Source organism: Roseovarius sp. TE539, assembly GCF_003298505.1.
GTDB lineage: Bacteria > Pseudomonadota > Alphaproteobacteria > Rhodobacterales > Rhodobacteraceae > Roseovarius.
In genome coordinates this window covers 92,396-106,365 of record NZ_QNGB01000006.1, presented here as the reverse complement: position 1 = coordinate 106,365, position 13,970 = coordinate 92,396, and the positions used below count along the sequence as shown (strand labels likewise).

Here is a 13,970-nt window from a genome sequence, read left to right as displayed (position 1 = left end):
AGATTCGTCGCGAATTCCACCAAATTCCGCCTGAAACACACTGTATTCCGAATCGAAACGGAATGTCGTCCGGCCCTGCCGCCGGCGCTTTCGAAGGCCCGTAACGGCGTGAAAGGGCGCCAGGGGCAATGGAGCGGATCAGAGAGGGCGAAGGAAAATGCCGGAACTCACGGTTCAGAACGCAAGTTTCGAGCAGACGAGTCATGCCGATGGCGTCTGGTCGCAGGGCATCCCCGGCTGGACCATCACCGGCAGCGGTTCGGGCGAGGCGGGGGATTACGATCCGACCTCCTCCCAGACCGACCTTTCGACCGTGGATGGCGAGAACGTCGCGTATCTCTATTCCGGAGACAGCGGCGGCAGCGGCGTCCGCATCTCGCAGACCCTGTCGGACACCTACATCGCCGGCAACACCTATGACCTTTCCTTGGATATCGGTGACGGCAGCTACGCCAGCGGCGGCGATCTTACCTACCAGATCAATATCCTTGCCGGATCGACGGTGATCGGCACGGTCAGCGGTACCACCGGGGATATCGACGGGCTGCAGACCGTGACCGTCACCTCGACGGTCGATGATCCGTCCCTGAACGGCGCGCCGCTGACGATCGAGATCGTCAAGCCCGAGGGCAGCGGCGAGTCGGGCGAGTTCCTCATCGACAATGTCAGGCTGTTCGAGACCGTCGCGCCGGATGGCGTGGTCGACGGCACAGCGGGGGCCGAGACCATCGACGCCGCCTATACCGGCGACCCCGAGGGCGACATGGTGGATGACACCGGCAACAGCATCAGCGCCGGAGACAGCGACGACGCGATCGCTGCCGGCGCGGGCGCCGACAAGATCGTCGCGGGCGGCGGCGACGACACCGTCACCGGCGGGGGCGGCGGTGACAGGATCTACGGCGACAGCAGCGATGACGGCGGTGCGCCCGCCCCGGTTGCCGAATCCCTGAACTGGAGCCAGATCGCGGCGGATGAAACCGACATCTCGGCGGGGGCCACCCTCGCCACCGGCGAGATGAACGTGACGGTGGAATTCGATGACGGCGGCAGCAATGTGCCAATGTTCGAGGTCGAGACCTCCGATACCGTCTACACCGACACGGGCGAACCCTTCGAGGCCAAGTCCAGCCTCTACATGTTCACCGACAACGGTGTGACGACACATGCAAGCCTGGATTTCACCGCCTCCCCCGGCAGCGTGATGAGCGAGGAGGTGCAGAACGTCGCCTTCCGCATCAACGACATCGACTGGCAGTTCGAGGACCATGTCGACGTGGTGACGATCAACGCCTACAACGCCGACGGTGACCCGGTGGAAGTGACGATCAAGCCCGATGGCGGCGATACCGTCTCGGGCAACACCATCACCGCCGACATGACAGCGGACTCCGCCGATGAAGCCGGCGGCTCGGCCCTGATCGAGATCGCCGGGCCGGTTCAGTCCATTGACATCATCTATGAAAACGGCGGTGTCGGCGAGCAGGCGATCTGGGTCTCGGACCTGCATTACTCGACCATCGTGCCGGATGATGGCGATGACGACCTGATGGGCGGCGCAGGCAGTGACACCATTTTCGGCGAGGGCGGCAACGATACGATCGACGGCGGCGAAGGGGCCGACAACATCGCGGGCGGCACCGGGCATGACGCGATCACCGTCGATCAGGGCGATACCGTCACCGGCGGCAGCGGCGACGACACCTTCACGCTGCAGGATACGGACAGCACAGGCTCGGGCGCCATCTCCATCACCGGCGGGGAAGACGGCGAAACCGTCGGCGACACACTTGTCCTGACGCCCGACGTGAGCAAGGACGACATCACCTACACCAACACCGACGACAATGCCGGCGGGCTCTCGGGCAGTTTCACGATGGGGGACGGCCCTGACAGCACCGTTGTCACGTTCTCGGAAATCGAGAATATCATCTGCTTCACCCCCGGCGCTCGAATCCTGACGGAAACCGGAGAACAGCCGGTGGAAACGCTGCAGCCGGGGGACCGGGTGGTGACCCGCGACAACGGGATCCAGCGGATCCGCTGGATCGGACGGCGCAGCGTGCCCGGCCACGGACGTTTCGCACCGGTCCTGATCGCGCCCGCCGCGCTGCGGGGTGCGCGCCGTCCGCTGCTGGTCTCACCCCAGCACCGCCTGCTGTTCGAGGGGTATCGCGCCGAGTTGCTGTTCGGTCAGTCCGAGGTTCTGGTTGCCGCGCGCCACCTGATCGACGGCCACAATGTACGCTCGGCCCCTCGCGGCCTGGTCAGTTACATCCACCTGATGTTCGACCGTCACGAAATCATCTACGCAGATGGCGCCGCCACCGAAAGTTTCCATGCCGGTGAGACCGGTATCGCGGCCGTATCCGGATCGGGCCGCGAAGAGATGTTCGCGCTGTTTCCCGATCTGCGAAGCGATCCGCGCGCGCATGGCGGCACCGTGCGGCCCTGCCTGAGGGCGCACGAGGCGCGGCTGCTCTGCGGTGCGCCCGCTGCCTGATCAGCCGGCCCAGTCCGCCAGCAAGGCACGAAGGGCGGACCAGTCGGTGTATTCGCGGTCCTCGTTCGGGGTCACGTCCTCGCCCTTGCGCGCCGCGATCCAGCGCATCGCCCAGGACTTGAAGAAATCGTACTGGGTGAACCTGAATGCCCCGGCAACCTGTTCAACGCGCCCCGGGGTCCAGCCCGTCTCGGCGGCGAAATCGGTGGCGATCCTGTCCAGGTCGGCCAGCTCATCGGCATCGTCCCCCGCCGCGGCCAGCGATACCGGCAGAAAGAGCGTGCGCAGCCGGTTCAGCCCCTTGGCATGGGCGCTTGCGAAGGTGCCGATCTCGGGCTGGTAGCGCCCCGCATGGACCGACGCCAGAAGCACCGCCGCCTCGAACCGCGCCAGGTCCAGCTCCGCGCCCTCCGCCGCGGGCAACAGCTCAACCGTGTGGCCGGCCCCGTGCAGGTGGTCGGCGCAGAACCGGGCGATCCGGCGGGTCTGGCCTTCGGTGGTGGCATAGACGACGAGGATGTTCATGCCCTCAGGGTGCCGGTCCGCGCCCGCCCCCGCATTGTCATGGATCAATCCGCGACGCCCGGCTGCGCGATCCGCTCAGAAAATCCCGTTGGCCTTCTGCACCGCCCGCACATAGGCGATGATTTCCTCCAGCGCGGCGTCGCTCACGCCGTCGATGGCCGGCATGTCGCCGAAGCGCCAGTGATGGGCCCGCACCCCGCGCCGCACTGCCAGGCGAAAGGACATGTCGCCATGATGGCCGGGCTCGTAATAGGCGTGGATGAGCGGCGGGCCCTTGCCACTCACCCCGCCCGCATCCGCGCCGTGACACGCGGCGCAGTTTTCCCCGAAGGCCGAAGCACCCCGCGCCGCCGCGCCGGACAGCGCCGGCATCGTCACCTCTGCAATCGCCGCGCGCCCGCCTTGGGGGCCGCCGCCCGCGCGCCCGCCCTGCGTGGCACTCCACAGCGCCGCGGCACAAGCCGCCAGCACCGCCATGAGCAGTCCGATCCGTGACGGTTTCAAGATGACCTCCCGCTTCGCCCTTGTCCGGCGCCTGTGTGGGGCTTCCGGCAGGGGGAAGGTCAAGCCCCAGGATCGGGGCGCGGCGCCCTCAGGCGCTGCGCCGGCCCGGGGCCGCGCGGCATCCCGCCCAGGCCCGCACCGCATCGCCGAAGGCACCGAAAAGGGGCCGGGAAACGGGATCGTTGGCAGCGTTGTATTCCGGGTGCCACTGCACCGCGAGCATGAAGCCCGGCGCGCTTTCGACATAAAGCGCCTCGGGCGTGCCGTCCGGAGCGTGGCCGTCAATGACAATCCGGGGTCCGGCGCGCATCACCCCCTGCCCGTGCAACGTGTTGGTCATCACCTCGCGGGCGCCCATCAGGCGATGGAAAACACCGCCCTCGACGAAGCTGACCATGTGACGCAGTGCGAACTGTTCGTCCAGCGTGCCATCGGGCGGCATGCGGTGATTGTCCCGCCCCGGAAGTTCGCGGATCTCCGGGTGGAGGGTGCCGCCCAAGGCCACGTTGACCTCCTGAAAGCCGCGGCACACCCCCAGCAACGGCTGCCCGCGGGCGAGGCACGCGCGCACCAGCGGCAGGGTGATCGCGTCGCGCGCCCGGTCGAAGGCGCCATGAGCCTCGGTCGCGGCTTCGCCATACTCTTCGGGGTGGACATTGGGCCGCCCCCCGGTCAGCAGGAACCCGTCGCAAACCTCCATCAGCTCCTCGACCGATACCATGCGCGGATCGGACGGCACCACCATCGGCATGCAGTCGGCAACCTCGGCCACGGCCTCGGAATTCATCGTGCCGCCGGCATGGGCCGGGTATTGATCATTGATCAGGTAATGGTTGCCGATGATGCCGACGATTGGGCGGGTCATGAGGATCCTCTTCTGGCACGTCACCAGCATAGATAATACCGGGTGCGGGACAAGAAAACCTGAAATCCCGCACAAGGGCCCGCGCGCGCCCGCACGGCGCCGTGCAGGACATCACGACACGCCGCCCGGCAAGTGACCGCCGGACGGGATCATTGTTGCCCGCGCGCCCGCGCCGGCCCTCGGGCCGCCCCTGTCCGTCGGCACCGCAGGCTGCAAAAGCGGACATTATCCCAGTCGCGCGCCCATTTGCGCCGCCAGCTGAAGGGGCGCCCGCAGGCCCTACAGGTCTTCTGCGGCAGATCGCCCTTCTTGCGCATCCGGCCCATCAGAAATCGAACCGCATCTGCCGGTCCGGCGCGGGGATGCCGGGACGCCTCCGCTTGCGGCTGCCATGACGGGCAACCAATGCAGTCGCCCGGTCATGAAATCCCTCCTGACCGCGAACCGCCCAGACAGCCTGTCGTGCCGCACGCGCCGCCGCCACCGGATCGACAATCGGAAAGGGGTAGGCTTGGCCCAGAACACAGCCCGCCCGCGGCCAGCGCCAGGGCGCCTGAAGATACGCGTCCGGGACATCGGCCAGTTCGGGCACCCAACGCCGCGTGAACACACCGGCAGGATCCTGGTCCCCGCCCTGCTTGACCGGGTTGTAGATGCGGATGGTGTTGATGCCCGTCGTGCCCGACTGCATCTGCACCTGCGGCCAGTGGATGCCCGGCTCGTAATCGGTGAAATACCGGGCCAGCACCGGACCCGACGCGCGCCAGTCCAGCCACAGGTGATAGCTTGCAACCGCCATCACCATGCTGCGCATGCGGAAGTTCAGCCACCCGGTGGCGCGCAGGCTTCGCATGCAGGCATCCACGAAGGGCAGCCCGGTCTCGCCCGCCGCCCAGGCATCAAGCCGCACGCGGTCGGGCACCGCGGGGCGCAGGCCCTCGTAGGCGGGGTGCATGCAGCGATGCTCCAGCGCCGGCTCGTCCTCCAGTTTCTGGATGAAGTGATCCCGCCAGGCCAGGCGCGACTGGAAGGACCGCAGCGATCCCGCCCAGCCGTCCCGGCGCCCCGTCAGCGCCGCCTGCCGGGCCGACGCGGCCTGAACCGCCTCGCGCACCGAGATCGTCCCGAACGCCAGGTGCGGGCTGAGCCGTGAACAGGCCCGCGCGCCGGCAAGCGGCGACGACATGGCTTTTCGATAGCAGCGCCCGCGGGTCTGCAAAAACCCCTCAAGGGCGCGCTCGGCCCTGGCGCGGCCCCCCTTCTGTCGCTGCGGACACGCATCCTCAAGGCCAAGATCGGCCGCATCGGGCATCCTGTCCGTCGACGTGAACGGTCCGGGCTGCAGGCCCTGCGGCACCGCCGCCGGCGCGTCACGGACGAACCCGTCCCGCGCGCGCTGCCAGCCGTCGCGACCCGGCAAACGGCGCGCCACGCCGCATTGCGGCAGTTGCGTCCATTCCACCCCCTGCGCCCGCGCCCAGGCGGCCACCCTCCGGTCGCGCGCGAACGTCCAGGCATTGCCGGTCTCTTCATGGCTGACCAGCCGTGTCGCCCCATGATCCCGGCGCAGCGTCTCCAGCACTCCAACCGCCTCACCGCGCCGCACCGCCAGCGCCAGCCCGAGATCGGCCAGGTCGCGGCGCAGGGCCTCCAGACACTCCACGACAAAGGCATAGTGCCGCCCCGACGCATCCGCCTGCTGCCACAACCCAGGCTCGACGATATAAAGCGGGATGACCGGGCCAAGCGCCGCCGCCCGGGCCAACGCCGGGTGATCAACGACGCGCAGATCACGCTTGAACCAGCAGATGACAACATCCCTCATGACCGGGCAGATAGCCGCCGCGCGCCGAATTGCCACGTGCCGCACCACATGGCCTTGCAGCCCGCTGCCCGGCACCCTACCGTCCGCCAGCAGCCCTGACCAAACGGAGTAGCCCGCGATGAAAGATGCCGCCCCCGCGTCGATCCACCTGAAGGATTACACGCCTTTTCCCTACCTGATCGACGAGGTCGCGCTGACCTTCCGGCTTGATCCGTCGCACACCCGGGTGCAATCGCGAATCCGCTTCCGTCCCAATCCGGAGGCCGCCCCGGGCGATTTCTTCCTGCATGGCGAGGGGCTGACGCTTCTTGAGGCGCGCATCGACGGCACGCCAGTCCAGCCCGACATCACCGAGGCCGGGCTGACCTGCGATGTGCCCGACGCGCCCTTCACCTTCGAGGCCGAGGTCGAGATCGACCCGGCCGCCAACACCGCGCTTGAGGGGCTTTACATGTCCAACGGCATGTATTGCACCCAATGCGAGGCCGAAGGATTCCGCAAGATCACCTACTACCCGGACCGCCCCGACGTGATGGCCCCCTTCAGCGTGCGCATCGAGGGTGACATGCCGGTGATGCTGTCGAACGGCAACCCCGGCGCCCACGGAGCAGGGTTTGCCGAATGGCACGATCCCTGGCCCAAGCCGGCCTATCTCTTCGCGCTTGTCGCCGGCGATCTCGTCAGCCACCGCGGAGAATTCACCACCCGCGCGGGCCGGCATGTCGATCTCAACGTCTGGGTCCGCCCCGGCGACGAGGGCAAGTGCCCATTCGCGATGGAGGCCCTGATCAAGTCCATGAAATGGGACGAGGAGGTCTACGGCCGCGAATACGACCTCGACGTGTTCAACATCGTCGCCGTGGACGACTTCAACATGGGCGCGATGGAGAACAAGGGCCTCAACATCTTCAACTCCGCCGCCGTGCTGGCCAGCCCCGAAACCGCGACGGACGCCAATTTCGAACGCATCGAGGCGATCATCGCGCATGAATATTTCCATAACTGGACGGGCAACCGCATCACCTGCCGCGACTGGTTCCAGCTGTGCCTCAAGGAAGGGCTGACCGTTTTTCGCGACAGCCAGTTCACCGCCGACATGCGCTCCGGCGCCGTCAAGCGCATCCAGGACGTGATCGCCCTTCGCGCGCGCCAGTTCCGCGAGGATGCCGGCCCGCTGGCGCACCCCGTCCGCCCCGAAAGCTTTGTCGAGATCAACAATTTCTACACCGCCACGGTCTACGAGAAGGGCGCCGAGCTGATCGGCATGCTCAAGACGCTGGTCGGCGACGAGGCCTATTACAAGGCGCTAGATCTCTACTTCACCCGTCATGACGGCGACGCCGCCACGATCGAGGACTGGCTCGAGGTCTTCGAGGACGTGACCGGCCGCGACCTGGCGCAATTCAAACGCTGGTATCAGGAGGCCGGAACGCCGCGCCTGCGCGTCGAAGAGGCCTATGACGAGACCGAGGGCCGTTTCACCCTCACCTTCGAGCAGCACACGCCCCCCACCCCGGGCCAGGAGACCAAGACCCCCCGCGTGATCCCGGTGGCTGTCGGCCTGCTGGGCCCAAATGGTGACGAGGTGCGCAAGACCGTGATCTGCGAGGTCACCGAACCGCGGCAGAGCTTCACCTTCGAGGGGCTCTCCGCCCGGCCCGTGCCGTCGATCCTGCGCGGTTTTTCCGCCCCGGTGATCCTTGATCGCGAGACCTCGAACGCCGAACGCGCGTTCCTCATGGCCCATGACACCGATCCCTTCAACCGGTGGGAAGCGGGACGCGCCCTGGCGCGCGACGGACTGCTGGCCACCATTCGCTCCGGCGCCGCGCCCGACCGGGCCTATCTCGACGCGGTTGGCGCGCTGCTGCGCGATGACGGTCTCGATCCCGCCTTCCGCGCGCTGGCCCTCGGCCTGCCCAGCCAGGACGAACTGGCCCAGAGCCTGCACGAGGCCGGCGACACCCCCGATCCACAGGCGATCTGGACGGCGCTGGAGGGGTTGCGCGATGCCCGCGCCGCGCATCTTGAGGCCGACGCACGGCGGCTGCATGCCGAGTTCCGGGTCGATGCGCCCTACCGGCCCGATGCCGAACAATCCGGCGCGCGGGCGCTGGCCAATGCCGCACTTGGCATGATCACCCGCCTCGATCGGGGCATGGCGGCGCAGGCGCAGTTCGACGGCGCCACCAACATGACCCAGCAGCTTGCCGCGCTGTCCTGCCTTCTTGATGCGGACGCGGGCGACGCGGCGCTCTCGGCCTTTTACGACCAGTGGCAGGCGGACCGGCTGGTGATCGACAAATGGTTCATGCTCCAGATCGTGCATGCCAGGCCCGATCGGGCCGCCGACACAGCCGCGCGCCTGACCGGACACCCCGATTTCGACATGAAGAACCCCAACCGCTTCCGCGCAACGCTGGGGGCGCTGGCGATGAACCCGGCCGGGTTCCACCATGCCTCGGGCAAGGGCTATGAATTGCTGGCAGACTGGCTTGTCCGGCTCGATCCGGTGAACCCGCAGACCACGGCGCGCATGTGCTCGGCCTTCGAGACATGGCGGAGATACGATTCCGACCGGCAGGCGCTCATCTCCGCACAGCTTGACCGCATTCTCGCCACCGATGGGCTGAGCCGCGACACCACCGAAATGGTCAGTCGCATCCGCGGCTCCTGAAACACAACGCGCCCGCACCGTCCGGACGGGGCCCGGTCCCGGGCCCCGCGGGCGGCCTTGGCAATTCCCCTGCAATTCCCAAGCCACGACACGATTTGGCCCGAAACCCGCGGCATGCTCATCCTGTATTCAAACAGGGAATCCGCATGCCAGGACCGCTCGCCACCCGTCTGCTCACCATCCTGTCGCGTTCCCGCAAGCCGGACACCGGACGCCCCCCGCAGCCTCCCGGGGACGCGGCGCCCGACTTCGAGCAACTCAGCCGCAGAATCCTCCTGCCCTCCCTTCAGGTCAGCGACGAGGAACTGGCCCGCGCCGCCCACCAGGACCGCGGGCAGCGGCTGGCGCGACAGGAAATGTGGCCCGAAATCTGCGCCGAGATCCGGGCGGCCGATACCACCCGCCTGGCCACCCCCGGCGGAGAGTCCGCGGCGATGCTGCTGGCTTACGGGGCGCGCGGCGATGTTGTCGCCGTGGCAGAGGACACGCTGCATGGTGGCGACACGCCGACGCCCGACGGGCTTGCTGCGCTGGAGGACGCACTTGACGACCACCCCCACGATTACGCTTGCGCACTGGTGGTGGCGATGGCCCATGTCGATATCGGCTGGGCCTGGCATACCGCCCGGCAGACCCCCGCGGGCAAAAGGCGATTTCATCACCATTTCGACCGGGCCGCCGACATCCTCGCACCGTTCAGCGGGGTCGAACTCGACGCGCCGTCGCTGGCCGCGGCCCAATGCGCCCTTCTTGCCGCAGAGGACCGGCCGGGCATCCGCGTGGCCGACGATTTCGAAGATCTGATCGACCTGGATCCGAAAAGCCCGCGCCACATGCGCGCCCTTGGCCAGAACCTTCTGCCAGGGCGTTTCGGCTCACTCGACGCGCTGGAATTGCAGGCGCGCCGCACCGCTGCACGCACCGGCGACATATGGGGCGCCGGGGCCTATGCCTGGGTCTATTTCGACGCGCTGGCGTCCGATCACGCGGCGCTGACGGGCCTTGATACGGATTTCTTCATCGAGGGACTGAAGGATATACTGTCGCACACCTCGGAACAGCATGTCGCCAACCTGATCGCAGCCTTCTGCGCGGTGTCGATGGCACCCACCGCCACCGACGAGGCCCGCCAACTGCCCGCCGCGGCCGAGGCCGCACGCGCCCGGCTGCACGACTGCCTGGGGTGGGTTCTGAAGGACCATCTGCACGAACTCCATCCGTTGCTTTGGTCGCAGGCGCTGCTCAGCCCCGGCCTAACACCGCCGCTGCCGTCCCGCCGGGCGCTGGTGAACAAGGGGCGGCATACCGCCCTTCTGGCAATCGCCACGCGCTTCGCCGACGATATCGAGGACGGCTACAACATCGCCTTTTCCCCCAAGGGGATGTACCGCCTGCCCGGCGCCTGAGCCCCGCCTGCGGACCGGAACGTGCCGCACCCTCTTGTTCCGAGGCCCGCGCTATCCTAGAAGACGCTCGATCTGACAGAGGATGGCCCGACGATGCTTGACCTGACCTATGATGCCCCGACACCCAAGGTGATCGCGGGTGCGAAACACGACTGGGAACTGGTGATCGGCATGGAGGTCCATGCGCAGGTGGCCTCCAGGGCCAAGCTGTTCTCGGGCGCCTCCACGCAGTTCGGCGCCGAGCCGAATTCCTGCGTGTCCTTCGTGGACGCGGCGATGCCCGGCATGCTGCCGGTGATCAACGAATTCTGTGTCGAGCAGGCGGTGCGTACCGGGCTTGGCCTCAAGGCGCAGATCAACCTCTGGTCGGCCTTCGACCGCAAGAACTACTTCTATCCCGACCTGCCGCAGGGCTACCAGATTTCCCAGCTTTATCATCCGCTGGTGGGCGAGGGCGAGATCCTGGTGGACATGGAGCCGGGGATCGCCCGCAAGGTGCGTATCGAACGCATCCACATGGAACAGGACGCCGGCAAGTCGATCCACGACATGGACCCCGCGATGTCCTTCGTGGATCTCAACCGCACCGGCGTGGCGCTGATGGAGATCGTCTCGCGCCCCGACATCCGCGGCCCCGAGGAGGCGGCGGCCTACATCGCCAAGCTGCGCCAGATCCTGCGCTATCTCGGCACCTGCGAGGGCAACATGCAGTCGGGCAACCTGCGCGCCGACGTCAACGTGTCGGTCTGTCGCCCCGGCGCCTACGAGAAATACATGGAGACACAGGACTTCAGCCATCTCGGCACCCGCTGCGAGATCAAGAACATGAACTCCATGCGGTTCATCCAGATGGCGATTGACCACGAGGCGCGCCGCCAGATCGCGATCGTGGAATCCGGCGGCGAGGTGGTGCAGGAAACCCGCCTCTACGATCCCGACCGCAACGAGACCCGCTCCATGCGCTCGAAGGAAGAGGCGCATGATTACCGCTATTTCCCCGATCCCGACCTCCTGCCGCTGGAGATCGAGCAAGACTGGGTCGACGGGATCGCGGCCTCCCTGCCCGAGCTGCCGGACGAGAAAAAGGCCCGTTTCGTGACCGAGTTCGGCCTGTCCGAATACGATGCCGGAGTGTTGACCGCCGAGGTCGAGGCCGCAGCCTATTTCGAGGCCGCCCGCGGCACCAATGACGGCAAGCTTACTGCCAACTGGATCATCAACGAACTGTTCGGACGTCTCCGTAAGGACGGTGACAAGGCAATCACCGAAAGCCCTGTCACCCCCGAGCAACTCGGAAAGATCGTGGCCCTGATCGCCTCGGACGCAATCAGCGGCAAGATCGCCAAGGACCTCTTCGAGATCGTCTATACCGAGGGCGGCGATCCCGAGCAGATCGTCGAAGAGCGCGGCATGAAGCAGGTGACGGACACCGGTGCGATCGAATCCGCAGTGGACGAGATCATCGCCGCCAACCCCGCACAGGTGGAAAAGGCGAGAGGGAACCCCAAACTCGCGGGCTGGTTCGTCGGGCAGGTGATGAAGGCCACCGGCGGCAAGGCCAACCCCAAGGCCGTGAACCAGATCGTGACGGCGAAACTGGGGCTGTAAGGGCATGGTCGCGGACGCGCTTTTGATCCTGCACTACCTCGCGCTGGCGATCGGGCTTGGTGGCGGCATTTCGGCCAGCGTCGTCGCGGCGGTGGCGGCGCCACGGGATCCGGGGCTGGCAGGGGCGGTGCTGGTCCGGCTGGCGCGCTTTGGCTTCGTTGCGCTGATCCTGCTCTGGATCACCGGGCTTGCCATGCTGTCGCAAGGCGCGGGCGCGGCCGCCGCGCCGGTGTGGTTCTGGATCAAGATGGGGGCGGTCGCCGTGCTCACCGCGGCAGCCGTGGCGATGCAGATCGCCATCCACAGGCTTGATCCGCCGGCCCGCGCCGCCCGGGCACGGATCCTGCGCCCGGTCATGAACGGTGCCGCCATCGTGGCGGTGATTTGCGCCGTTCTGGCATTCGGCTGATCTCAAGAACAGCGTGGCGTGCCGGGCCCTTGCAACCGGCGGCAGGGCGCACTATCGCACGTGGTGGAACCCTGTTAGACGCGCCATCATGACCCGACCTGTCCCATTCCTTTCCTCCCTGCTTGACATCGAACCGGCATGGATAGACTACAATGACCACCTGAACATGGGTTATTACACCGTTCTTTTCGACCGCGCCGCAGACGAGGCTTTCGCGAAGTTCGGTTTCGGCCCCGACTACCGGACACGCACCGGGCACACGACCTTCTCGGCCGAATTCCACGTTCGTTACCTGCGCGAACTCAAGATCGGCGACAGGGTGCGGTCGTCGTTCTGGCTGATCGACCATGACGAGAAACGGTTTCATTCCTTCCAGGAACTCTATCACGAGGATGGATGGATGGCCGCCACCGGCGAGGGGCTGACCCTGCATGTCGACCTGTCCGGTCCGCGCGTGGCACCGATGCCCCCCGAGGTTCTCGACCGGGTCGCGCGCATGGCCGGCGAACATGCCGGTCAACCCGCCCCCGATGGCGTTGGCCGCAGGATCGGGATCGGACGAAAGGGCTGATCCGGGGGCCGCCATGCCCGGTACGGCCCTTTTTTGATACTCATCCGGGGACTTTGGGCACCGGGCAGACGCCACCCGGCTGTAGCGGAAAAGGACATATGTCAGGCACTGACGGCAAGATCACCCTCGGCATTCTGCTCATGGTCGCCTTTTCGCTGCTGGCGCCGCTGATGGACAGTTTCGCCAAGCTTATCGGCGATGCGGTGGCGGTGGCGCAGGTGGCCGCGACGCGCTTCGTCTTCCAGGCCGGCCTGCTGCTTCCGCTGGCCTGGGCCATGGGGTGGCTTCACCGCCCCGCGCGCCTGGAATCCGGGCTACACGCGCTGCGCGCCGCGCTGCTGCTGGTGGCGACAGGCTGTTTCTTCACGGCCCTGCGCTTCATGCCCATTGCCGACGCGATCGCGATCTTCTTCGTGGAGCCCTTCATCCTGACCTTGCTGGGCGGGCTGATCCTGCGCGAACCGATAGGACCGCGCCGCTACATCGCCTGCGCCGTGGGCTTCGCGGGCGCGATGCTGATCATCCAGCCAAGTTTCCGCGCCGTCGGTCCTGTGGCGCTTCTGCCGGTGGTCACGGCACTTTGCTTCGCCTTCTACATGATCCTGACCCGGCGCATGGCCACGCGCATGCATCCGATCACCCTGCAGGTCTACACCGCGGTCGCGGCGCTTGTGGTGGCCGCGCCGGTCCTGATGGTTTTCGACGGCTCGGGCGTGGCGCCGCTGGATCCGTCGTGGCCTGAGGCGCGCGTGGCCTGGATGCTGGTGGCACTGGGCGTGATCGCCACTCTCAGCCATGTCTGCATCAGTTTCGCGCTGTCCTTGGCGCCGGCTTCGCTGCTGGCGCCGCTGCAATACCTCGAGATCGTCGGGGCAACGCTGTTCGGGTACCTCATCTTCAGCGACATGCCCGATGCCACCACCTTCGCCGGAATAGCATTGATCGTGGCCTCGGGGCTTTACGTGTACCTGCGCGAACGCCGCCTCGGGCGCCGTCGCCGCCCCACTCCGGCCCCCTGAAAAGCCTATAGCGTGCATCATTCAATAGGAAACGGTCCGCGGACGGGCGGGTGACTCC

12 protein-coding genes are annotated in these 13,970 nt (G+C 66.9%); 7 read left to right on the top strand and 5 right to left on the bottom strand.

Annotated features, from left to right (window positions below):
• Nucleotides 1-157 precede the first annotated feature (157 nt).
• Nucleotides 158-2,503: a Hint domain-containing protein gene (locus DQW77_RS06125; protein ID WP_113257310.1), complete on the top strand. Its 2,346-nt coding sequence runs from the start codon at nt 158-160 to the stop codon at nt 2,501-2,503.
• Here DQW77_RS06125 and DQW77_RS06120 read toward each other — a convergent pair whose 3' ends face one another.
• The 5 genes from DQW77_RS06120 to DQW77_RS06100 all read right to left on the bottom strand — a co-directional run bounded on the left by DQW77_RS06120 (nt 2,504) and on the right by DQW77_RS06100 (nt 6,222).
• Nucleotides 2,504-3,076: a flavodoxin domain-containing protein gene (locus tag DQW77_RS06120; RefSeq protein ID WP_258523717.1), complete on the bottom strand. Its 573-nt coding sequence runs from the start codon at nt 3,074-3,076 to the stop codon at nt 2,504-2,506.
• Nucleotides 3,077-3,103: 27 nt separating this feature from the next.
• Nucleotides 3,104-3,532 carry a cytochrome c gene (locus tag DQW77_RS06115; RefSeq protein WP_258523716.1) on the bottom strand — a complete coding sequence of 143 codons (429 nt, stop codon included), beginning with the start codon at nt 3,530-3,532 and terminating at the stop codon, nt 3,104-3,106.
• Between the two features lie 88 nt (nt 3,533-3,620).
• The gene (locus tag DQW77_RS06110; RefSeq protein WP_113257376.1) at nt 3,621-4,397 is read right to left on the bottom strand and encodes a gamma-glutamyl-gamma-aminobutyrate hydrolase family protein; all 777 of its coding nucleotides are present in this window, start codon (nt 4,395-4,397) and stop codon (nt 3,621-3,623) included.
• Nucleotides 4,398-4,546: 149 nt separating this feature from the next.
• Nucleotides 4,547-4,714 carry a DUF2256 domain-containing protein gene (locus DQW77_RS06105; protein ID WP_309301308.1) on the bottom strand — a complete coding sequence of 56 codons (168 nt, stop codon included), beginning with the start codon at nt 4,712-4,714 and terminating at the stop codon, nt 4,547-4,549.
• A gap of 8 nt (nt 4,715-4,722) precedes the next feature.
• Nucleotides 4,723-6,222 (bottom strand): FAD-binding domain-containing protein, encoded by a 1,500-nt coding sequence (locus DQW77_RS06100; RefSeq protein ID WP_113257307.1) that lies wholly within the window; start codon nt 6,220-6,222, stop codon nt 4,723-4,725.
• A gap of 118 nt (nt 6,223-6,340) precedes the next feature.
• On the opposite strand from DQW77_RS06100, the gene pepN reads away from it, so the two are divergent.
• From pepN to DQW77_RS06070, 6 genes are all read left to right on the top strand, one after another.
• Nucleotides 6,341-8,899 (top strand): aminopeptidase N, encoded by a 2,559-nt coding sequence (pepN, locus tag DQW77_RS06095; protein ID WP_113257306.1) that lies wholly within the window; start codon nt 6,341-6,343, stop codon nt 8,897-8,899.
• A 146-nt stretch (nt 8,900-9,045) separates the two neighbouring features.
• Nucleotides 9,046-10,305, top strand: coding sequence for a hypothetical protein (locus tag DQW77_RS06090; RefSeq protein ID WP_113257305.1), 1,260 nt, complete (start codon nt 9,046-9,048; stop codon nt 10,303-10,305).
• 93 nt (nt 10,306-10,398) lie between these two features.
• The gene (gene gatB / locus DQW77_RS06085) at nt 10,399-11,913 is read left to right on the top strand and encodes an Asp-tRNA(Asn)/Glu-tRNA(Gln) amidotransferase subunit GatB (RefSeq protein WP_113257304.1); all 1,515 of its coding nucleotides are present in this window, start codon (nt 10,399-10,401) and stop codon (nt 11,911-11,913) included.
• A gap of 4 nt (nt 11,914-11,917) precedes the next feature.
• Nucleotides 11,918-12,322 (top strand): hypothetical protein, encoded by a 405-nt coding sequence (locus DQW77_RS06080; protein WP_113257303.1) that lies wholly within the window; start codon nt 11,918-11,920, stop codon nt 12,320-12,322.
• Between the two features lie 88 nt (nt 12,323-12,410).
• A complete protein-coding gene (locus tag DQW77_RS06075) occupies nt 12,411-12,893 on the top strand; it encodes a thioesterase family protein (protein WP_113257302.1) in 483 nt (160 codons plus the stop codon).
• Between the two features lie 98 nt (nt 12,894-12,991).
• Complete coding sequence (locus DQW77_RS06070; RefSeq protein WP_258523715.1) at nt 12,992-13,912, top strand: DMT family transporter; 921 nt, start codon at nt 12,992-12,994, stop codon at nt 13,910-13,912.
• The last annotated feature ends 58 nt before the right edge of the window (nt 13,913-13,970 follow it).

Coding starts and splice junctions, on each gene's coding strand:
- DQW77_RS06080 (WP_113257303.1), top strand. CDS start 11,918: ATGGTCGCGGACGCGCTTTTGATCCTGCACTACCTCGCGCTGGCGATC.
- DQW77_RS06110 (WP_113257376.1), bottom strand. CDS start 4,397: ATGACCCGCCCAATCGTCGGCATCATCGGCAACCATTACCTGATCAAT.
- DQW77_RS06105 (WP_309301308.1), bottom strand. CDS start 4,714: ATGCGCAAGAAGGGCGATCTGCCGCAGAAGACCTGTAGGGCCTGCGGG.
- DQW77_RS06125 (WP_113257310.1), top strand. CDS start 158: ATGCCGGAACTCACGGTTCAGAACGCAAGTTTCGAGCAGACGAGTCAT.
- DQW77_RS06070 (WP_258523715.1), top strand. CDS start 12,992: ATGTCAGGCACTGACGGCAAGATCACCCTCGGCATTCTGCTCATGGTC.
- DQW77_RS06090 (WP_113257305.1), top strand. CDS start 9,046: ATGCCAGGACCGCTCGCCACCCGTCTGCTCACCATCCTGTCGCGTTCC.
- DQW77_RS06075 (WP_113257302.1), top strand. CDS start 12,411: ATGACCCGACCTGTCCCATTCCTTTCCTCCCTGCTTGACATCGAACCG.
- gatB (WP_113257304.1), top strand. CDS start 10,399: ATGCTTGACCTGACCTATGATGCCCCGACACCCAAGGTGATCGCGGGT.
- pepN (WP_113257306.1), top strand. CDS start 6,341: ATGAAAGATGCCGCCCCCGCGTCGATCCACCTGAAGGATTACACGCCT.
- DQW77_RS06100 (WP_113257307.1), bottom strand. CDS start 6,222: ATGAGGGATGTTGTCATCTGCTGGTTCAAGCGTGATCTGCGCGTCGTT.